The sequence below is a fragment of the Umezawaea endophytica genome, from assembly GCF_025061645.1.
Lineage (GTDB): Bacteria > Actinomycetota > Actinomycetes > Mycobacteriales > Pseudonocardiaceae > Umezawaea > Umezawaea endophytica.
In genome coordinates, this window is the sequence record NZ_JANYMP010000016.1 from 1 (window position 1) to 21309 (window position 21309).

A 21309-nucleotide genomic window follows, 5' to 3' on the forward strand; every position below is an offset into this window, starting at 1 on the left:
TCGGCCACCCCACCAACGGCACCCCGGCACCCCAATCGGACCCCGCTGGCACCCAACCGAACCCCCCTCACCTCTCCTTCATCTTCACCAACGCCTCCAAATTCCCCTGAGACCCCTCATCCCCAAGCTCAGCACCCTTCCGATACCACCGCTCCGACTCCTCCTCATCCCCCATGAAGTCGTAGTAATCCCCCAATCCCCCCATAGCCTCGGCATGCCCCAAATCAGCAGCCTTCCGATACCACTCAGCAGCCTCATCATGCTCATCGTGGTAATACAGAAACTGCCCAAAAGCCGTCATAGCCTCAACATCACCGGTCTCGGCTGCCCTACCGAACCACATCTCAGCCTCAGCCAACCGCTCATCATCTTCTTCATACTGCGGAATCAGCAGATCAGCCAGATCGACCATCGCCCGAACATCCCCGGCCTCAGCAGCAGCACGCAACCCAGCTTCATCAGTCACCCCACCATTCTGACCGATCCAAGATCCGCCAGCACAGCCTCCGCCGCCCGCCGCCCGGACACCAACGCCCCCTGGATCGAACTGGTGTCCCGATGATCCCCACACACGTACCGACGCCCCCCAACCCTCACCGGCTTCCGAAACCCATGCGGCGCAGCCATCCCAGGCAACGCCCGAGGAATCGAGTACCGCCCCACCACCTCCCACCCCCCAGCGTCCACCCCGTACAACTTCCCCACCTCAGCCCGCACATCAACCTCCCCCACAGACGCGTCCAACACAGACGCCTGCACCAACACCCCACCGCCAGATCCCGCCCCCGACCCCACCCCTGAAATCACCTCCGAAATCACCGCCGTGTTCACCACCAACCCCCCATCCCCATCCACCACCAAAGACGGATCCCGCAACGGCGACTCCGACGGCCGGAAGTACCACGTGGTCACCCCCCTCCACACCGGCTCCCGCACCCCTGGCAACAACCGCGCAGCCACACTCCCATCGGTAGCGACCACGACGAAGTCAGCCGCCACCCTCTCCCCACCCTCCAGATCCACCCCGTCATCCCGCACCCCCACCACCTCAACCCCGCACCGCACAGCCCCATCAGGCAACCGAGCAGCCAACTGCCGAGGCAACTCCCCCATCCCCAAAGCGGGCAAAGCCGCACCCCCACGCGCAAAACACCGCCACACCAGATGGAAGAACCGCGAAGACGTACTCAACGACGACTCCAGGAACACCCCGGACAAAAACGGCCGCAACACAGCGTCAACAGCCCGATCCGACACCCCCCACCGCGCCAACTCCTCAGCGGTCGTCCGATCCACGGACTCCACGATCCCCCGCCCAGACCCCACCCAGTCCCGAGCCGACAAAGCCCCCAACGCCAACAAATCCCGCACCCCCACCACCCGCTGCGCCAACACCCCCTGCCAGGCAGCCGCACCACCCCGCGGATCAGCCAGCAGATCGTGCCGACCCCCTTGGTGCACGAACGCCCCAGACCGAAACGGCCGAAGATCCAACGCGTCGAGGTCGAACCTCCGCACCACCTCCGGATAGGCGGGCAGCAGGATCTGGAACCCGCGATCCATCCGAACACCGTCCACGACGTCCGTCCGCACCCGCCCACCGACGTCGTCACCGGCCTCCAGCACCGACACCGACACCCCGTTGCGGGACAACACCTCCGCGGCGCTGAGACCGGCCAACCCCGCACCCACGACCACGACTCGCACCATGGGCCGACGCTAACCGCCCCTCACCACCCCCGCACGACGACGATCACCCGGCCAGGGCGGCACGCAGCGCACGCACGTCGTGACCCGCGCCCGCCAGCAGCGGACCGATCTCGTCCAGCAGGGTCACCACGAGGTCGCCGGTGCCCACCGCCTCCGACCCCCGGTCGGCCACCCGCAGCCGAGCGGCGGTCAAGCTCCGCCGGGCCTGCTCCCCCAGCGGCACGGACTCCCCCAGCGGCACGGCCGGAACCCGCACCACGGGCAGCAGACCGGGCAGGTCGACCCCGTGGGCCTTCAGCACCTCCGCCGCCACGCGGTCCGGCAGGCGATCACCGGACCACTCGACGAGCCCGTCCAGCGACAGCACCCCCAGCAGCAGGTCGACGGGCTCCACCTCCGCGCCACCGCGTCGAACGGCCTGCCGCGTGGCCTCGGCGACGACCCCCATCAGGACCGGCGACCCGAAGCCCGAGGACAGCCAGCGCATCCAGAACCTCGTGCGGCCACCGAACACGCCGGACTTGCGCAGCAGGGCGACGGACGGGTGCGCCGCGGGTTCCTCCCGTGCCGGGTCGACGGCCGCGGCCACCGCGTCGCGGTCGATCCGCCGCAACCGCAGCGCGTCCACCGCGCGGCTCCCCCGCAGGTCCAGCAGGCCGAGCAGGAGGTGCGACGGCAGGACGGGGGCCGGTCCGGCGTGCACCAGCGCCCCGCGCAGGCACGCCCGCAACGCGGGAGTGGCGGGCGGCGGCTCGCCGGGGATCCGGCCGCGCTTCCGGGTGCAGAAGTGGGCCTCGCGGAGCGCCGCGGTGACCATCGCGTCGGCCTCCACGTCCGGCGACGCGGTCTCGTCGTCCTCGCTCACCCAGTGCGGCGGGTCCAGCGAGGCGATGACCCCCATCAGCCTCCCCGCGTCGCGCGCACCGGGCGCGAGAGCCCGAGCGGTGGGCGTCCCGGCGTCCAGCATGGCGAACAGCAGGTGTTCGGTGCCGGTCGCCCCGTGGTCGAGCCGTGCCGCGCGGGACTGGGCGCGGGACAGGAGCTTGATCGCGTCGGTGGTGTGCTCGCCTGGGTGCATGACCTCACGGTAGGAATCGCCGGGGTGCCACCACGTCCGCCGTTAGACCGCCCTTCATGGCCGATCGGCCACCGCGGACGGCCGATCGGCCAGGCCCCGCCGTGCGAGGATCGACGTCCGGCGAGCGTTCGTGGAGGACTGGTGCGGCAGAACCCGCCGTGGTGGATCGGGTGGCGCGAAACGGCGTTGGTGGTGGGTGTCCTCGCCGTCGGCGCGGTTCCGGGGATCTTCGGCGAACTCGTGCCGCTGTGGACGGTCGTGATCCTGGCCGTCGTCGGCAGCGCGCTCGTGGTGCTGCGCACCCGCTGGCCGCTGGCGTGCCTGCTGGGCACGATCCCGCTGTACGCGCTGCCGACGCTGGTCCCGATGCTGTGCACGGCCGTCATCGCGTTCACGGCGGGCAGGCGGTCACGGCCCCTGTGGCGGTTCTGGCTGGCCGTGGCGGCCACCGGGGCGGCCGGGCTGTCGCTGTCGCTGCTCACCGAGGAGGAGCGCACCGGCGAGCTGCTCGCGGTCGCCGTGGGGTCCTTCGTGTTCCTGATCGGCATCCCGGCGCTGGCGGGCACGCTCCTGGGGTACCGGCGGCCGATGGTCCGGCTGCTCAAGGAGCGCAACGAGTACCTGGAACGCGCGCGGGAGCTGACCGCCGCGCAGGCTCGGGTGGACGAGCGGACGCGCATCGCGGGCGAGATGCACGACCTGCTGGGCCACCGGCTCAGCCTGATCTCGATGCACGCGGGCGCGCTCGAACTCGGCACCGCCGACGCGTCGCCGAAGATCAGCGGGCAGGCCGTCCTGCTGCGGACCACCGCCGCCACGGCGCTGGCGGAGCTGCGGCAGATCCTGACCGTGCTGGGCGTGTCGTCGGACGGGCTGGACGAGCACACCGGCACCCGCGCCGACCTGACCGAGCTGGTGCAGGAGTCTCGGCACGCCGGGGTGGACGTGGACCTCGTGTGGTCGGGCGGCGACTTGGACGACGTGGACGCGCGGACCCGCTACGCGGTGCACCGAGCCGTGCGCGAAGGCCTGACGAACGTCCACCGGCACGCGCCGACCGCGCGGGCGACCGTCGAGGTGCGGCGCACGCCGGACCGGGTGCTGGCGACCGTCGTGAACACCCCGGAGACGGAGGCCCGGCGCACCCCGCCGGGCTCCCGCCGCGGGCTCGCGGGCGTGGAGGAGCGGTCGACGCTGCTGGGCGGCTCGTTCTCCGCCCGCGCCATGCCCGACCGGGGGTTTCGCCTGGCCGTGGAGCTGCCGGTGCGGCCCGCCGGGCAGGCGCCGGACGACGTGGTGCCGGTGCTGGGCGCCGAACCCCCGGAGGTCATCACCGCGCAGGTGCTCACCATGCCCCGGCTGATCGGCACGGGCTGCCTGGCGGTGCTGCTCGCCTCCCCGTTCGTGATCGCTCTGGTGGGAGTGGTGATCTCGCTCGTCGTAAGGTGACGCGGTGATCCGACTGCTCATCGCCGACGACGAGGCGCTGATGCGCGCGGGCATCTCGATGATCGTGGAGCACGCGCCCGACATCGAGGTCGTCGCCGAGGTCGCGGACGGGCGCGCCGCCGTGGCGGGCTGCCGCGAGCACCGGGTCGACGTGGCGCTGCTGGACATCCGGATGCCCGGCGGCGACGGGCTGACCGCGGCGGCGGACATCGCCCGGCACCACCCGGCGACGAACGTGGTGGTGCTGACGACGTTCGGCGAGGACCGCTACGTCGCCGAGGCGCTCAGGGCCGGTGCCGTCGGGTTCCTGCTCAAGGACACCGGCCCGGCCGACCTGATCCAGGCCATCCGGGTCGCCGCGCGCGGTGAGTCCGTGCTCGCGCCGACGATCGTCCGCAGGCTCGTCGACCGCTACCTGGCCCCGGACACCGCCGAGATCGCCGGGAAGCGGCTGGAGGGGCTCACCGACACCGAGCGGGACGTGCTGCGCGCGGTCGCCACCGGCGCGTCCAACGCGGAGATCGCCGCCGCGCTGTTCATGGCGGCGGGCACGGTGAAGGCCCACATCAGCCGCATCCTCACCAAGCTCGACTGCGCGAACCGCGTCCAGGCCGCGATCCTCGCCCACGAGGCCGGGCTGCGCTAGAAGTACGTGCCGGACCAGGGTGCGCGCCCGGTCGCGAACAGCGCGTCCGCGCGGGCGAGCGCCGCGCCGTCGACCACGTCCACGCGACCGGCCTGGGCCAGCTCGGTGAACGACACGTCCCCGAGGTAGGTCGCGGCCAGCAGGTCCACGTCCAGGACCAGGTCGGCCGCCGCGGTCGTGCGCTCGACGCCGTCCGGCGTGATCCGGTAGGAGCCGTCGTTGTCCGGCAGGTACCGGTCGCGGACCTGGAGCACCACGGGCTCGGCCGCGGCGTACCGGCGGGCCGCCAGCGCGGCGGGCACGTCGAGCAGCCGCAGCCACGTCTCGTCCTCGACGTCGGTCACCTTGACCACGCGCCGGTCCGCGACCAGCCACTCGAGGGGCTCGTCCAGCGGCCTCAGCTCGCCGATGACCTCGTCCACGACGTCGACCCGGAACACGAAGCGCCACAGCTCCGCCCACACCTCGGGGGTGGTGGCGACGAGGTCCTCGACGGTGAGCACGGACTTGCCGTGCGGTTCCTCCATGCCGCCCTTGACGACGTACACGACGAACCCGTCGTCGCCGTCCGCGCCGCTGTGCACGGCCATCCGGGCGTTGTCGTACCGCAGCCCCCGGTCCAGGTTCATCAGCCACCACGCGGGCCAGCGGGACGTCATGCCCGGCCGCGACAGGCCGGCCTTGGCGTACACCTCGGGTGCCACCGCCGTCGCGGTGTCCAGGTCCACCAGGCGGATCCGACCGCCCGTGCCGTCCGACGGCGCCAGCGCGACGCGGTGCCGGTCGACCTTGAGCTGCCTGCCGCGCGACGCGACGCCGTACCCGAACCGCCCGTAGATCACGGCCTCCGAGGCGCGCAGGACCGACACGACCTCACCCGCCTCGCGACAGCTCTGGAACTGCCTGCGCATCAGGGCGCTGAGCACGCCCCGGCGCGTCCAGTCCGCGCGCACGCCGACCCGGCTCACCGCCGCCGCAGGCACCTCGGCCCCACCGGGCACGGCCAGCAGCGCGGGCCACGACTGGGCGGTGCCGACCATCTCGTCGCCCTGGAAGGCCCCGAACGCCCGACCGGGGTCGTACGAGGCCTTGATCTGCTCCCACCGCTCGTCCGTGGCGGGGCCGCTGTGCAGCGCACCGCGGAACAGCGTGTGCGCCGCGCGGAAGTTCGACTCGTCGAGGACGCGGATCTCATGGTCGGCCACACCGGCGATCCTGCCTGGTGGTTCGCGTGATCGCGACCGAGTATTCGAGGCGGAAGGGCCACCGGAGCATCGCCCCGGTGGCCCTCGTCACGCTGTCAGTGGGTCAGCCGGTCGGCTGGCCGACCTCGTACTCGCCGTCAGCGGTCTTGACCGTGACCTTGACCTTCTTCTCGTTCCCGCCGACCTGCACGGTGCAGGTGAACGTCGCACCCACCTTCACCTGGTTCTCGCCGGTGCAGGTCGCGCTCTCGACGTCCGGGATCTTGTACTCGTCCTTCAGGATCGTGACGACACCCTTCTGCACCTCGGCGTTGTCGAACACCTTGGTGACGAAGAAGCCCGGCGCCACGAACCCGGTGATGCCGACCGCCGCCGCCACGAGCACGACCAGCGCCACCACGACCCACAGGACCGCGCCCGACTTCTTGGGCTGCTGGCCGTACGGGTCCGCCTGGCCGTACGGGTTCTGCTGCTGGCCGTAGGGGTTCTGCTGCCCGTACGGGTTCTGCTGCTGGCCGTACTGACCGCCCTGCGGCGGCGTGCCGTACGGGTTCTGCTGCTGCCCGAACTGCTGGCCCTGCTGGGGCATGCCGTACGGGTTGCTCTGCACCTGCTGGGTCGGGTCGTACCCGCCTTGTGGCTGCTGCGGCGCCGCGTACGGGTTCTGCACCTGCTGGGTCGGGTCGTAACCACCCTGCGGCTGCTGCGGCGCCGCGTACGGATTCGGCTGCTGCTGCGCGCTGGGGTCGTAGTTGCCCTGCGGGTGCATCTGAGTGGCTTGCTCGTGCGGAGGCAACTGCCCCCACTGCGGCTGCTGCTGGCTCGGGTCGGGCTGCCCGTAGGGGTTCTGAGCGGGGAACCCGCCCGACGGAGTCCCGGAGTACCCACCACCCTGCTGCTGCGGGGGCTGCTGGCCCCACTGCGGCTGCTGCTGCGGGTCGTTCCCTCCGGACGGTCCGTACGGACTGGTCATGCTCGGCCTCCGGAGATCGGTTTCACGCACACGCGTGACGCGCTACAGGTAACGGGCGCGATCAAACCACAGGACAAGCCCTCAGACCCATCCGCCCCGCCAAGCTTGCCCAGACCGTGGCCGAGACAACCACCACACGGCCGCAACCACTCCAACCACCGGTCCACCAACCCTGACGAAACCACCACCGCGCCCGCAGACAACGAGTGCCCACCCATTCGACCACCGACTGCCCACAGACGCCAGACCAGACCCAACAGGCTGCCCTGTTCGGTGGCAGCCAGCCCAGCGAGCCACAAACCACCACGACCACCACAAAACCAACCCACCACCGCCCCCACAGGCACCCCCACACCCGCCCCCCAACGAGCAGCCCCAACACCCGCCCATCCCCAACAGGCAGCCAACACCCGCCCATCCTCAACGAGCAGTCCCCAACCACCACCAAACGCGACGGCCCCACCCAACCGTGGCCGATTTGACTTGGGGTTTTGCCCCTTAAAATTGAAGATCGGGTAGGTCTTCAACCTGCCCTTTTAGCCCGATCAAAGGGGCAAAAGAGGGGTCCCCAAGTCAAATCGGCCACACCACCACCCAAGCCGCGCCCCCACCCGACCACGCCGAACCCGCAGCCCAAACCGGACCCACACCAAACCCGCAGCCACCCGGACCCGCAGCCACCCGCACCCCACGACCTACACAGTCGCCATAGCCACCACACCCCGCCGAAGCGCCTCCACAGCCTTCCCAGCCGCCGCCCCCACCGGATCCCCACCCCCCATCACATTCCGAATCTGATCCAACAGATCGATCACCTGCCGACACCACCGCACGAAATCCCCAGCCCCCAACTCCGTCCCCCCCGTATCCCCGGAATCGAGCACCTTCTCCAACGACTCCCCCCGAGCCCACCGATAAACCGGCCAGGCAAACCCGGGATCAGGCTGCCGAGTCCGATCCAACCGATGCCGCCGCTCGTCATCCTCGATCTCCGCCCACAACCGCGCCGTGGCCAACATCGCATCCGCCACAGGCCCACCGGGCAGACTCGTCTCCACCGGCCCATCCCGCCGAGCCTCGTACACCAGCGAAGACACCACAGCCGCCAACTCAGGCGCCCCGAGCCCCTTCCACACCCCGTGACGCAAGCACTCCGCAGCCAGCAGGTCGGACTCCCCGTAGATCCGGGTGATCCGCTTCCCGTGCTCCGTGACCTCCTCACCAGGCCCGTTCTCGTGCGCCTCCAGGTACCCGCGCTCCCGCAGCAGGGCCCGGATCCGGTCGAACTCCCGAGCCAGCGAGTGCGTGGTGGCGGCGACCTTCCGTTCCACCAGCTCCGTCTCCTGGAGCAACCGGTGGTACCGCTCCCCCCACCGGGCGTGGTCCTCCCGCTTCTCACAGGCGTTGCAGGGGTGCGCCCGAAGAGCCCGCCGCAACGTCGCCAACTCGGCGTCGTCGTCGGCCGTCGTCTTCCGCCGCCGCACGGTCGGCACCTGGATACCGGTGTTCCGCACCGTCGCCGCCAGGTCCCGCCGGGACTTCGGCGACCGCACGTCCACCTGCTTGGGCAGCTTGATGTGCCCCAGCACCTCCACCGCCACCGGGAAGTCGGCCGACGACAGCCGCCCGGCCCACCGATCCTCCGTCACCACCAGCGGTCGGGCCTCGCCCATCGGCTCGTGCCCCGGATCGATCACCACGGCCAACCCCGACCGCCGCCCCGAAGGCACGGCGATCACGTCGCCCTTCCGCAACCGCTCCAACGACGCCGCGGCCTCGGCCCGCTTCGACGAGCTGTTCTGCTTCGAGAGCGCCTTCTCCCGCTCCGTCACCCTCCGCCGCAGCGCCGCGTACTCGGTGAAGTCACCGAGGTGGCACGTCATCGCCTCGGAGTACCCCTCCAGCGCCTCCCGGTTCCGCTCGATCCGCCTGGCCAGCCCCACCACGGACCGGTCGGCCTGGAACTGCGCGAACGACTGCTCCAGCAGGTCACGGGCCTTGGCCGCGCCGAGCGCGTGGACCAGGTTGACCGCCATGTTGTAGCCCGGCCGGAATGACGACCGCAGCGGGAACGTGCGCGTCGACGCCAGCCCGGCGACCTGCTTGGGGTCGACGCCGGGCTGCCACACCACGACGGCGTGCCCCTCGACGTCGATCCCCCGCCGCCCCGCGCGCCCCGTGAGCTGCGTGTACTCACCGGGGTTCAGGTCGACGTGCGCCTCGCCGTTGTACTTGACCAGCTTCTCCAGCACCACGGTCCGCGCGGGCATGTTGATGCCCAGCGCCAGCGTCTCGGTCGCGAACACGACCTTCACCAGACCGCGGACGAACAGCTCCTCCACGGTCTCCTTGAACGCGGGCAGCAGGCCGGCGTGGTGGCTCGCGACGCCCCGTTCGAGCGCCTCGCGCCACTCCCAGTACCCGAGGACCCGCAGGTCGGGCTCTGGCAGGTCCTTGGTCTTCTCGTCGATGATGCCGCGGATGACCTCGGCTTCCTCCATCGTGTTCAACCGCAGCCCGGACCGCATGCACTGCGCCACGGCCGCGTCGCACCCGGCGCGGCTGAACACGAAGTCGATCGCGGGCAGCAGGTTGGCCGCCTGGAGCCGGTCGATGATCTCCAGCCGCGACGGGGGCTTGAACCCGGAGCCGCGCGGCGCCCCGCGCCCGCCCCTGTCCTTGTTGTTGCGCGACCGGCTCCACGGCACGTGGAAGCGGGCAAGGTCCTCGGTGTGCCGCAGGAGCTGCGGGTTGATTCGAGCCTCGCCGTCGGTGTTCTCCCCGATGAACAGGTCGAACATCCGGCCGCCCGCCATCATGTGCTGCCACAGCGGCACGGGGCGGTGCTCGTCCACGACGACCTTCGTGTCGCCGCGCACCTCGACCAGCCACTCGCCGAACTCCTCGGCGTTGCTGACCGTCGCGGACAGGCCGATGAGCTGCACCTCGTCCGGCAGGTGCAGGATCACCTCCTCCCAGACGGCGCCGCGGAAGCGGTCCGCGAGGTAGTGGATCTCGTCCATCACCACGTACGCGAGGCCTTCAAGGGTGTGCGAGTGCGCGTAGAGCATGTTGCGCAGCACCTCGGTGGTCATGACCACCACGGGCGCGTTGCCGTTGACCGACGTGTCGCCGGTCAGCAGGCCGACCGACTTCGCGCCGTAGCGGGCCACCAGGTCGGCGTACTTCTGGTTCGACAGCGCCTTGATCGGCGTCGTGTAGAAGCACTTCAGGCCCTGTGCCAGCGCGAGGTGGACGGCGAACTCGCCGACCACCGTCTTGCCCGCGCCGGTGGGCGCGCAGACGAGCGCCCCGTGCCCCTCCTCCAGCGCCTCGCAGGCGACGCGCTGGAACGGGTCGAGGTCGAACGAGAGCACTGACAGGAAGTCCGTCAGCCGCGGATGGGAGTTCCGGCGGCGGGAGTCGGCGTACGCGGACGCCGGGGACCGGGAAGAGGGAGCGTTCGAGCGAGGAGCCACACCGTCAAGGCTGTCACACGGCACCGACAAAAGCGGTGAAGATATCCAGGCCCGGTGGGGTGACCGGGCTCCCCGTCCGCAGTCGGGGGGTGCTGGGGACGGGGAGCCCGGTGGTGCACGAGCACCTGACCCCATTGTCGCGGACGGCCGCCGGGCCGTTACACCGGATGGCGTATCGGGGTCACCCGTTCTTCGGCATGAGCGCGTACACGCTGGCAGGAGACCCGGACCCACCCCTGTTGACGGTCCCCCCGACGAGGATCCAGGCCCCGCGGACCGGCAGCTCGGCGAGGTTCGCCAGGACTTCCAGGCTGATCCGGTGCTCCCGGTAGAGCAGCTTCGACACGGCGTACGTCTCGTCCACGCCGACGTCCGGCCCGAACGTGTCCGTGCCCAGCGCACCCCGCCGCCCGAGCGCACCCGTCTCCAGCAGCCACTCGACCGCCGCCGGGCTGAACCCCGGCTGGTGCAGCCGACCGCCCGCGTCGGCGTTCGCGAACGCGGGCGTGCCCCAGCGGTCCTCCCAGCCGGTGTGCAGGACCACGGCGCACTCCGGCGGGATCGGGCCGTGCTCCGCCTCCCACGCCCGCAGGTCGTCGGCCGTGACGGCGTGGTCGGGATCGGCGGCGCACCGCGACCGGACGTCGACCTTCACCGCGGGGAGGAACAGGTCCTCGGTGTCCAGCTCGTCCGCGCCGGGCTGGTCGGCGTTGAAGTGCGACGGCGCTCCCCAGTGGGTGCCCGTGTGTTCACCCTGCTGGACCAACCGCAGGTGGAAGCCGTCCTCGGCGACCGTCGCCACCGTCGTCACGGTGAACTCCGGGTCTCCGGGGTAGAGGGAGGTGCGGGCCGGGTCGTTGACGTGCGAGAGGTTCACCACGCGGTAGTCACCGAGCACGACTGTGAGCCTAGGTGAATATTTCTCCCGCGCGCGTCCCACACCGGAGAGTCACGGGGTAGTGGATACTGTGAGTCACGTACAACCGAGAGACACACGGGAGCAAGACCGCGTCAACACCCATTCGGGTGGTCAGCGCAGGCGGCTCGAACGGGTGTGCGACGATCGTTGCAGGTCAAGCACGACGAAACGGGGATCTGTTGTCCAACCCGCGCCAAGTGGTCAACCAGTGGATGTCCTTCACGGACGGCGAACTGACCGACCACGTCCGACACCTCGTCCGCAACCAGGGCCCGCAGACCACGCAGGTCTGGGCCCAGGTCCGCACCAACGCGGTGCTGGCCGGCCGGGTCCGCGGCACGCTGTCCATCCTGCGCGCGCAGACCAGGGACAGCCGCGACGCCGCCATGTGGACCGCGTGGATCAGCAAGGCGCAGCAGGAGCTGTCGACCCCTCCCCCGGCACCCGTCGTCGCTCCGGCGCCGGTCGTCGAGGAGCCGGTCGTCGAGCCCGAGCCCGCCCCGGTCGCCGAGAAGAAGCCCGCGGTCGAGCCGCCGTCGGCGATGGAGAGCACGCTCCAGTTCAGCCTGCCCGACGCGCCGTCGCGGCAGCAGAAGCCGACCAGTTCGGCTCCGGCCGTGATGTTCCAGGCGCCGGGCCAGTAGCCGTCCGCCGGACGGGTTCCTCGGGGGTACCCGTCCGGTCCGGTGATCGGTAACGTCGGGATCGTGGAATTCCAGGACGTGGTGCGGCGCAGGCGGATGGTCCGGAAGTTCGAACCCGACCCGGTTCCCGCGCAGAGCCTCGATCGGATCCTGCACAACGCGACCCGCGGCCCGTCCGCCGGGTTCTCGCAGGGCCAGGCGTTCCTGGTGCTGGAGGGCGCGGAGCTGGACGCCTTCTGGACCGTGGGCGCCGCCTGGGTGAACGACTCGGCCCGCACGGCCCCGCTGGTGATCGTGCCGCTGTCCTCGAAGCGGGTCTACCTCGACCGCTACGCCGAGGACGACAAGGGGTGGACCGACCGCGCCGAGTCCCACTGGCCCGTGCCGTTCTGGCACATCGACACGGGCATGGCCGCGCTGCTGATCCTGCAAACGGTGGTGGACGAAGGGCTGGGGGCGGTGTTCTTCGGCTTCGACCCGGAGCTGGTCACCGCGTTCCAGGAGGCGTTCGGCGTGCCCGAGGACCACGAGCCCATCGGCGCCATCGCCATCGGCTTCTCGGCCGAGCCGAAGCCCACGAACACCTCGGCGATCACCCGGCGGCGCAGGTCGCTGGACGACGTCGTGCACCGCGGCCGCTGGTAGCCGCCGTCACGTGACCGCGGGGAACTCCTGGACGCCGAGCACCCGCAGCAGGTCCAGCCGTTCGCGGCTGTCGGCGTCCGCCGGGGTGAGCACCAGCAACTGCTGGCCGCGGTCCGGGGTCACCAGCGTTTCGCAGTCCATCACCAGGTCCCCCACCTGCGGGTGGACGAACGTCTTGCGGTCCGAGCGCCGGACCGCGACCTCGTGCTCGTCCCAGAACCCGCGGAACTCGGCGCTCGCGGCCAGCAGCCGCTCGACCAGCCCGGTCACCACGGGGTCGCCCGACCGGCGGCCCGCGACGGCGCGCAGGTCGGCCACGAGCCCGCGGCCGTGGTGCTCCCGTTCCCCCGGCGGCGCCATCTCGCGGGCGGCGGGGTCGGTGAACCAGCGGTGCGCGACGTAGCGCCGGTCGCCGGACAGGCCGGTCTGGTCGCCCGCCAGCAGGACGGACGCCTGGTTCTGGGCGAGGACCTCCCCCAGGTCGGACAGGACCAGCGCCGGGGTGTCGCCGAGCAGGTCGAGCACGCGCAGCAGGCCCGCGCGGGCCAGCCGCGCCACGCCGTCGGCGGGCGGCGGCTGGTGACCGGCCAGGTGGAACAGGTGGTCGCGCTCGTCGTCGGACAGCCGCAGCGCCCGTGCCAGCGCGCCGAGCAACTGGGTCGACGGCTGACTGCTGCGGCCCTGCTCCAAGCGCACGACGTAGTCGACCGACATGCCCGCGAGCATCGCCACCTCCTCCCGGCGCAGGCCTGCGGTGCGGCGGCGAGGCCCGTCGGTGAGGCCCACCTCGGCCGGGCGGATGGTCTCGCGGCGTCGGCGCAGGAAGTCGGCGAGCTGGTCGCGCTGCATGACCCCATGCTGCCCCCGGTCGCCGGTCCCAGCCAGGGAGCCGCGCTCCCACGATGAACGCTCCGCTCCCGCCCGTCCCGGTCCGGGCCCAGGGTGGGTGGCATGACAACGATGCAGACCCGAACGCTGGGCAAGACCGGTCCGACCGTTTCCGCGCTGGGCCTCGGCGCGATGGGCATGTCGGACGCCTACGGCCCGACCGACCGCGCCGAGAGCGTGGCCACGGTGCACGCCGCGCTGGAGGCGGGCGTCACGCTGATCGACACCGGCGACTTCTACGCCATGGGCCACAACGAACTGCTGCTCGCCGAGGCGCTGCGCGGCCGGGACCGCGACGGCTACGCGCTGAGCGTCAAGTTCGGCATGCGGCGCGGACCGGGCAACGAGTTCGGCGGCCCGGACAACCGCCCCGAGTCCGTGAAGAACTTCCTGGCGTACTCGCTGACCCGCCTGGGCACCGACCACGTCGACGTCTACCGCCCGGCCCGGCTGGACCCGGCGGTGCCGATCGAGGAGACGATCGGCGCGATCAAGGACATGGTCGACGCCGGGCACGTGCGGCACATCGGCCTCTCGGAGGTCGACGCGGCGACGATCCGCCGGGCGCACGCCGTGCACCCGATCGCCGACCTCCAGATCGAGTACTCGCTGCTGTCCCGCGCGGTCGAGGCGGACGTCCTGCCGACGCTGCGGGAACTCGGCATCGGCCTGACCGCGTACGGCGTCCTGAGCCGCGGCCTCATCTCCGGGAACTGGACCCCCGGCCGTCCCGGCGACCACCGCAACGCCACGCCGCGGTTCTCCGCGGGCAACGTCGAGCACAACCTGGCCTTGGTGGGCGCCCTGCGGCGGGTCGCGGAGGCGAAGGGCTGCACCGTCGTCCAGCTCGCCATCGCCTGGGTGGCCGAACAGGGCGCGGACATCGTGCCGCTGGTCGGCTCGCGCACGCGGGAACGGCTGGCCGAGGCGTTGCCCGCCGTGGACCTGCGCCTGTCGGCGGACGACCTCGCCGAGATCGAGGAGGCCGTGCCCGCGGGGTCGGCGAGGGGCGACCGGTACCCGTCGGCGCACATGGCGAACCTCGGGGTCGGGAACTAGAACACCACGACCTGCCGGATGGCGTCGCCGCTCGCGAGGCGGTCGAAGCCGGTGTTCAGCTCGTCCAGGGTCAGCGTGCCGGACAGCAGCTCCCCCACCGGGAGCTGGCCCGACCGGTACAGCGAGATGAACCGGGGGATGTCGCGGCGGGGCACGCACGAGCCGAGGTAGCTGCCCTTGAGCGTGCGCTCCTCCGCGACCAGGCTCAACGCGGGCAGGGTGAGCTGCCGGTCCGGGTGCGGGAGGCCGACGGTGACCGTCGTGCCGCCCGTGCCCGTGGCCGCGTAGGCCTGCGCGAGGACGTGCTCGCTGCCGGTCGTGTCGATGACCTTGTCGGCCCCTCCGCCGGTCAGGTCGCGGACCGCCTCCACGGCGTCCGGGCCGCCAGCGACCTCGTGGGTCGCGCCGAGCTTCCGGGCGAGTTCACGCTTGTGGGCGACCACGTCGACGGCCACGACGGTCGACGCCCCGGCCGCCTTCACCGCGAGCAGCGCCGCCAGCCCGACGCCGCCGAGGCCGAACACGGCCACGCGGTCACCGGGCTCGACCCGCGCGCTGTAGAACGCCGCGCCCGCGCCCGTGAGCACGGCGCAGCCGAACAGCGCGGCGATCTCGTGCGGCAGGTCGGCGTCGACCTTCGTCGCGGAGGTCGCGGACACCACGGCGTACTCCGCGAAGCCGGAGACGCCGAGGTGGTGGTTCGGCCGCTGCCCGTCCGGCGCCAGCCAGCGCTTCCCACCGGAGAGCAGCGTGCCCGCCCGGTTCGCCGCCGCACCCGGCTCGCACAGGGCTTGGCGGCCCGCGACGCACTTGCGGCACGACCCGCAGGCGGGCACGAACGACATCACCACGTGGTCGCCGACGTTGAACTCGCTCGGCCCCGGCCCGAGTTCGACGACCTCACCCGCGGCCTCGTGACCGAGCACCATCGGCAGGGGCCGCGGACGTGACCCGTTGAGCACCGACAGGTCGGAGTGGCACAGGCCGGTCGCGCCGACCCGGATCAGCAGCTCACCGGGACCGGGCGGGTCGAGGACCAGGTCCTGGACCTCGATCGGCCGCGACTCGGCGTAGGGCGCTGGACGGCCGGTTTCGAGCAGCACAGCGGCGCGCACGGTCATGCGACCAGCAAACCCGCCATCGCGCCCCGCAGTCCAGTGGGTACTTCCACCGGTTTGCGGGTCGTCCGGTCCACGAACACGTGCACGAAGTGCCCTTCGGCGATCACCGTGCCGTCAGCCGCGAGGAACCCCACCTCGTAGCGAACGCTGGACCGACCGAGGTGCCCGATCCGGAGCCCGGCGTCCATCGCGTCGGGGAAGGAGAGCGAAGACCGGTAGTTGCAGTGCGACTCCACGCACAGCCCGATGGCCGAGCCGTGGTGGATGTCCAGACCGGACTCGATGAGCCAGGTGTTGATCAGGGTGTCCATGAACGCGTAGTGCACGACGTTGTTGACGTGTCCGTACACGTCGTTGTCGCTCCACCGCGTCGGGATCCGCTGCCAGTAACCGTAGTCTTCACGCACCCGACGCACCTTACGCGGAGCCTGGCGAACCGCTCAGCGCTCCGCCAGGAGGTCCAGTTCGGCGAGGATCACCGGGTAGGCCTCGGGGTGGAGGTCGACCAGGTCTTCGACGACGTGGTACCAGTCGAGTTCGACGAGGTCGCGGATGAGGGCTTGCTCGGGTGCGAGTTCGACCAGATCGCGGACATGGGCTTGCTCGGGTGGGAGTTCGACTGCCGCCCGACCGGGCGTCCACCTGCCGGGCACGACGGTCATGTGGTCACCTCCCTGATCACGACCGGTCAGTACCTGCGATCGCGTGATTCCCTCGACGACCTCGGTCAGGGTGCGCGTCCGGGTCGGAACCTCTCTCAGGACGCTCTCAGCCATGGAATTCCGCGCCCCGCCAGCTTCGATCCCTCGTTCAATGATGGTCTCGGCGAGCGACCTGACCCGGTCCGACAGAGCGGTCGTCCTGGCGCGGTCCCCGATCATGGCGGCCGCCATGAGCAGTGCCGACAGCGCGTGCAGTTGATCAGCGGATGCGGTCATCGAATCGACTACTTCATCCGCGGAGTCGAGCAATTCCCCAGCACGAGCCGCTTCGGACACCAAGATTAACGCCACCACGGCGTCGACCGGATCATGGGCGACTCGAGCTAGCGACTCCGCGCGCTCGTAGTCCCCCGAGGCGGCGAGGACACGAACCAACTCGAGTCTCGGTCGTCGCTGGAATCTCGTTTCCTCGATCCGGCCGAGTGCCGCCACACCACGCTCGATCTGATTGGCGACAGTGGCTCCCTCGGCTACGACCGCCCACGCGGCGGAGCGTGCCGATCGATCCCGCATCGATCCCGCCCACACCTCGGCGCGGTCGAACTGGCCGGTATCGCTCAACGTCCTCACCCACAGCACCGAGCGCCTCTCGTCATCAGGGTTCAGGTCGGCTCGTGCCACATGCTCAGCTAGGGTCAAGAGCGTCGCTCCCCGCTCCAGGTCGTTCGCGCGCAGCGCCGCGGCAGCGATGTTGAGCACGGCGTCGGCGTCTCGGCTCGACGGGCCGTGTCGGCGCGCGATCGTTTCCGCGCCGTCCAGGTCACCGGTGATCGCCATGATCTCTGCCATCCGCAGGTAAGCGCGGCTTGAGGATTCTCCAACGGCGGCCTGCCGCGCGATGTCCTCGATCCGCGCGATCAACCGGCCCGCGTGAAGCGCACCGCCAGGTGCCTTGGCCACCACGCGGGCCACAGCGGATAACCTCGCGCACAAGCTTTCCGCGCCATCGGTTGTCCGAGCGACAGTCTCGGCTCTGTCGGGATCGCCCTCGGCGATGACCGTGATGATCACCAACGTCCAGAATTCTCGCGAGTCCGGCTCGTCGATCAGATCGAGCAGACGCAAGGCCCGATCGTGATCACCAACAGTCGCGGCGAGCCTCGCGATCGGCCCAGCGCTGTCGACGTGCACGTCAGGGGTGGCCTCCACCTGCGATTCGATATCGTCGAGCAGCAAACTTGCAGTAGCGAGATCGCCCGTCTTGGCCGTCGCCCTGGCCACTTCTGCGAGCGCGGAGGCCTGTGTGGTGTATTCGTCCGCGTAGGCCAAGTCCTTCGCCGCCTCGAGGAGTTCAGCCGCACGCGGGAGATCACCACCTGCTGCGGCTCGGATCACCAGTGATGCCAAGACCTCCGCCCTGTCCGAGTCGTTCAGCACGTCCTCCACGGCCTCGCCGGCGCGATCATGTCGACCGGTGGCCGCGAAAGCCATCGCCACCGAGTGCAAGGGCCACGCACCGAAGAACTGGCTAAGCGTTCGGGCCAGTTCGTACGCCCGCTCCAGCAGGTCCTGTGCACGCTGCTCGTCACCGAGCCCGTGAGCCAGCACTGCGGTGCTTGTCAGGGCTTCGACGCGATCCGCTGGATCCTCAATGGCATTGATCATGGACTCCGCTCGACCGAAGTCGCCGATCCTCGCCCAGCCCGTCGGAAGTGTGCGAGGTATCCGATTGGTGCTCCGGTAGAGGTCCGCGCGGTGCACGGCCAACCGCGCCAGACCGATCACGTCGACTTCGTCCTGGCCGACGACGGCTTCCTGCGTCGCGAGGATCTCGGCGATGGCCGCGCCATCACCCCCGGTGAGTGAGCGCATTCGGTTCCGACGGTGGAGGTCGGTCGCGCACGCCATCATGCGCGGTAAGTCCCCCGTGGCGACGAGCATGGCGAAATAGCCGGTCAGGAGGTATTCCGGTGTGTCAGGCGGCCAATCACGGTCCCGGTAGCCCTCGGCCCAACCGTGCAAGCTCTCCCGGTACGCGTCAACGCTCGGTCCCAGCATCCGCGCAGCGGTGGCCCGGAGTTCTTCGTGGGCCACCTGGTGAATGGCGAGCGGCCCACCACCCCGGCTCACGAAGTTGCGGCCGGTCACGGTGCCCAACGACTCGACCACCTGCCACTCGGAGATTCCTGCCAACTCCGCCAAGTCGGAAGTGGCGAGGCCTCCTTCGGCGCTCACCAGCAGCCCCAGCAGGGCTTGGTCGTTCGGCGCACCGCCGTACAGGCGCTTCAAATCGCGTTCCATGACTTCGCGCACCGCCCGTGCTTCCGCCGAGGGGGCGAGCGGGCGGATGATCGCCGGATCGCGCAGGGGGTGGTCGTCGGGGACGTCGTACGGAATCGGCGGGTTGGGTCGTCCGGCGACGATCACGCGCATGCCGTTCGGCGGGTCGAACGGGAGGAGCGCGGCGATGCTGTGGGCGTCCGGATCACCGTTCACCCCGCTGTCCTCGTCCAGTCCGTCCACCACCAGCGCGAAGTGCTCAGCTCGCTGTGCGCACCGCTCGGCGACATCGCACAACAGGCTCTGGAGGTGGCCTTCGCGGGTCGACGCTGTGAGGTTGGCGGGCATCGGTTCACCGAGGAACGCGAGCAGTTGATCGAGGACGTTGTCCACGAACGCGTGTCGGTCGTTCTGCCCGGCCAAACGATTTGTGATGAAGAACGACACCAGACGGGTGCCGGGCGGTGGGTGCAGGACGAACCACGACAGCAGCGCCGACTTGCCCGACCAGGCATCGGCGCGCCACCACGCGTACCTGCCCGCCGTCGTGGGAGAGGTGCAGAAATCGGCCAGCTCGGCGAGTTCGGCGGACCGGCCGACCAGTTCGCGCGGCGCCAGGCGCTCGACCTGCTTGTGGTAGTGGGTGCGGACGGCGTGACCGCTGTTGACGAAGACGCTGCCGTGGACTTCGCCGACCTGGGTGACGGGGCCGGCGACCACACCCGACGCGTGGTTCTCCCATCGCATCTCGTGATCATCCCGTGAAAGGTCGCCACCCGGACCGCAGATATCGGGGACGCCTGCCGGTCGACTCCGGCCACCCACGACCCCGGTGGGCGCGGACGTGGTCCGCGCCCACCGTGGTGTTACCCGAGGGTGAAGTGGTCGACGTCGAACAGGCCTCCCGAGGTCGCGCCGGTGAACACGAGGACCGTTTGGCCGGTCGCCGTGCCGGTCAGCGTGGTCGTCACGGTGGTGAAGGTGTCGAAGCTGCCGGTGTTGGGCACCGCGACCGAGCCCAGCAGGGGGCCGGTCGAGGAGCCTGAGCGGATCTCGATGCGGCCTCCCGCGCCACCGGAGGAGACGCGGGCGGTGAACGAGCGGGCGCCCGTCGTGGAAGCCTGGGAGTACGCCGCCCAGTCGCCGTTGTCGATGTAGCCGACCGTCTGGCCGCCGACCGCACCTGCGTGACCGGCCGTCTGCACGCCGGACGACGACGTGTACGCCTCGCCCTGCACCTGCGTCGGGGTGACCACACCGAGTTCCTTGACCCGCACGTTGCGGAAGGACACCGTGCCGTCGCCGAGGTTCTGCAAGCCGATGTGGCCCTGTCGCAGGCTCCGCGCCGGGTCGGTGTTGGTGAAGTCGTTGACCTGCCTGCCGTTGAGGAGCACGCGCAGCCGTTCACCCTCGACCAGCAGCTCGAAGGTGTTCCACTGCCCCGGCGGGTTCAGCGCCGCGTCGCGGGCGGTGGCGTCCGGTGCCTGTGCGCCGTAGACGGCGCCGGTCGTGGCGTTGGCCGCGGCGGAGGCGTCGATCGCCACCTCGTACCCGCCCGCGCCGGGGTCGGCGGCGCCGGACGCCGGGAAGCCGAGGAAGATCCCCGAGTCGCCGTCGCCGGTGAGCCGCCAGTCGAGCTTGAGCGAGTACGAGCCGAACTCCTTGGCGGAGTACCAGTAGTTGCCCGGTCCTCCCCGTGACGACAGCGTCCCGTCGGCGTTGGCGAAGCTCCCGGAACCCGCCTGCGACCAGCCGGTCGTGGTGCCGGTGAACAGCCCGGTGTACCCGGATTCCGGTCGGCAGTCCGCTTTCGCCCTCCCCGCGGCGAACTTGATGCCGCCGAGGAGGTGGGCCCGGAACACCGGGTCGGCGTAGGACTCGATCGTGTGGCCGAGCCCGGTGTAGAACGACCGGCCCGAGGACACCGTGCGGCACCAGGAGATCGGGTGGTCGGCGCCCATCGTGCCGCCGCTGTAGCTGGACTCGTCCAGCGTCGCCAGCACGTGCACGTTCGGCCGCGGGTTGGCGCGGTAGTTGTACAGCTCGTCGGTGCGGGTCCACACCGGGCCGAGGTGCGCGGTCGCGGCGTGTGCCCGGTCCTCGACCTTCACGTTGACCTGCTGGATGTTCGGGTGGCTGAGGAAGTACGCCCCGACCACCTGCCCGTAGAACGGCCAGTCGTACTCGGTGTCCGCCGCCGCGTGCACGCCGACGAAACCGCCGCCGGAGTTGACGTAGGACTCGAACGCCGACTGCTGGGTGCCGTCGAGGACGTCACCGGTGGTGCTGAGGAACACCACGGCGGCGTACTTCGCCAGCTCGGTCGGGGTGAACGTCGCCGCGTTCTCCGTCGCGGTGACGGTGAACCCGTTGGCGGAGCCCAGGTCCCGGATCGCCTGGATGCCCGCCGGGATGGAGTCGTGCCGGAACCCGGCGGTCTTCGAGAAGACCAGGACCTGGTAGGGCGCTTGGGCTTGAGCCGCCGGTGTCATGACCACACCGGCCGACAGTAGTGCCGCCGCCGCGAGCACGGGGAGTCTGCGCATCGTCC

At 70.7% G+C, this 21309-nt stretch carries 17 protein-coding genes; 5 read left to right on the plus strand and 12 right to left on the minus strand.

Going from position 1 to position 21309, the window contains the following annotated elements:
- Positions 1-67: 67 nt before the first annotated feature.
- From NZH93_RS29265 to NZH93_RS29275, 3 genes are read right to left on the minus strand one after another with little or no spacing between them, the layout of a single operon-like run.
- The gene (locus NZH93_RS29265) at positions 68-466 is read right to left on the minus strand and encodes a tetratricopeptide repeat protein (RefSeq protein WP_259626462.1); all 399 of its coding nucleotides are present in this window, start codon (positions 464-466) and stop codon (positions 68-70) included.
- Positions 463-1710: an NAD(P)/FAD-dependent oxidoreductase gene (locus NZH93_RS29270; RefSeq protein WP_259626463.1), complete on the minus strand. Its 1248-nt coding sequence runs from the start codon at positions 1708-1710 to the stop codon at positions 463-465. The genes NZH93_RS29265 and NZH93_RS29270 overlap by 4 nt, the downstream gene beginning before the upstream one ends.
- Before the next feature lie 43 nt (positions 1711-1753).
- Complete coding sequence (locus NZH93_RS29275) at positions 1754-2788, minus strand: Clp protease N-terminal domain-containing protein (RefSeq protein ID WP_259626464.1); 1035 nt, start codon at positions 2786-2788, stop codon at positions 1754-1756.
- Positions 2789-2929: 141 nt separating this feature from the next.
- Here NZH93_RS29275 and NZH93_RS29280 point away from each other — a divergent pair, with 141 nt between their 5' ends.
- Both NZH93_RS29280 and NZH93_RS29285 read left to right on the plus strand, forming a co-directional pair.
- Positions 2930-4237, plus strand: coding sequence for a sensor histidine kinase (locus NZH93_RS29280; protein ID WP_259626465.1), 1308 nt, complete (start codon positions 2930-2932; stop codon positions 4235-4237).
- 4 nt (positions 4238-4241) lie between these two features.
- Positions 4242-4883: a response regulator transcription factor gene (locus tag NZH93_RS29285; protein WP_259626466.1), complete on the plus strand. Its 642-nt coding sequence runs from the start codon at positions 4242-4244 to the stop codon at positions 4881-4883.
- Here the strand turns inward: NZH93_RS29285 and NZH93_RS29290 are convergent.
- The 4 genes from NZH93_RS29290 to NZH93_RS29305 form a co-directional block, all read right to left on the minus strand.
- On the minus strand, positions 4880-6088 hold the full coding sequence (locus tag NZH93_RS29290) for a GNAT family N-acetyltransferase (RefSeq protein ID WP_259626467.1): 1209 nt from the start codon (positions 6086-6088) through the stop codon (positions 4880-4882). The two genes, NZH93_RS29285 and NZH93_RS29290, sit on opposite strands and share 4 nt — an antisense overlap.
- Before the next feature lie 103 nt (positions 6089-6191).
- Positions 6192-7061, minus strand: coding sequence for a DUF4333 domain-containing protein (locus NZH93_RS29295; protein WP_259626468.1), 870 nt, complete (start codon positions 7059-7061; stop codon positions 6192-6194).
- 695 nt (positions 7062-7756) lie between these two features.
- The gene (locus NZH93_RS29300) at positions 7757-10540 is read right to left on the minus strand and encodes a DEAD/DEAH box helicase (protein ID WP_259626469.1); all 2784 of its coding nucleotides are present in this window, start codon (positions 10538-10540) and stop codon (positions 7757-7759) included.
- Between the two features lie 181 nt (positions 10541-10721).
- Positions 10722-11438 (minus strand): cyclase family protein, encoded by a 717-nt coding sequence (locus NZH93_RS29305; RefSeq protein ID WP_259626470.1) that lies wholly within the window; start codon positions 11436-11438, stop codon positions 10722-10724.
- Between the two features lie 233 nt (positions 11439-11671).
- On the opposite strand from NZH93_RS29305, the gene NZH93_RS29310 reads away from it, so the two are divergent.
- On the plus strand, positions 11672-12103 hold the full coding sequence (locus NZH93_RS29310; RefSeq protein ID WP_259626471.1) for a hypothetical protein: 432 nt from the start codon (positions 11672-11674) through the stop codon (positions 12101-12103).
- A 63-nt stretch (positions 12104-12166) separates the two neighbouring features.
- A complete protein-coding gene (locus tag NZH93_RS29315; RefSeq protein WP_259626472.1) occupies positions 12167-12748 on the plus strand; it encodes a nitroreductase family protein in 582 nt (193 codons plus the stop codon).
- Positions 12749-12754: 6 nt separating this feature from the next.
- Here NZH93_RS29315 and NZH93_RS29320 read toward each other — a convergent pair whose 3' ends face one another.
- On the minus strand, positions 12755-13597 hold the full coding sequence (locus NZH93_RS29320) for a helix-turn-helix transcriptional regulator (RefSeq protein ID WP_259626473.1): 843 nt from the start codon (positions 13595-13597) through the stop codon (positions 12755-12757).
- Between the two features lie 111 nt (positions 13598-13708).
- Between NZH93_RS29320 and NZH93_RS29325 the strand changes: the two genes are divergently transcribed.
- A complete protein-coding gene (locus NZH93_RS29325; RefSeq protein WP_259626639.1) occupies positions 13709-14695 on the plus strand; it encodes an aldo/keto reductase in 987 nt (328 codons plus the stop codon).
- Here the strand turns inward: NZH93_RS29325 and NZH93_RS29330 are convergent.
- The 4 genes from NZH93_RS29330 to NZH93_RS50855 form a co-directional block, all read right to left on the minus strand.
- The gene (locus NZH93_RS29330; RefSeq protein WP_259626474.1) at positions 14692-15816 is read right to left on the minus strand and encodes a zinc-dependent alcohol dehydrogenase family protein; all 1125 of its coding nucleotides are present in this window, start codon (positions 15814-15816) and stop codon (positions 14692-14694) included. The genes NZH93_RS29325 and NZH93_RS29330 overlap by 4 nt on opposite strands.
- A complete protein-coding gene (locus NZH93_RS29335; protein WP_259626475.1) occupies positions 15813-16223 on the minus strand; it encodes an acyl-CoA thioesterase in 411 nt (136 codons plus the stop codon). The genes NZH93_RS29330 and NZH93_RS29335 overlap by 4 nt, the downstream gene beginning before the upstream one ends.
- 33 nt (positions 16224-16256) lie before the next feature.
- Complete coding sequence (locus NZH93_RS29340) at positions 16257-19505, minus strand: tetratricopeptide repeat protein (protein WP_259626476.1); 3249 nt, start codon at positions 19503-19505, stop codon at positions 16257-16259.
- Positions 19506-19624: 119 nt separating this feature from the next.
- On the minus strand, positions 19625-21304 hold the full coding sequence (locus NZH93_RS50855; protein ID WP_372506910.1) for a ThuA domain-containing protein: 1680 nt from the start codon (positions 21302-21304) through the stop codon (positions 19625-19627).
- Positions 21305-21309: the final 5 nt, after the last annotated feature.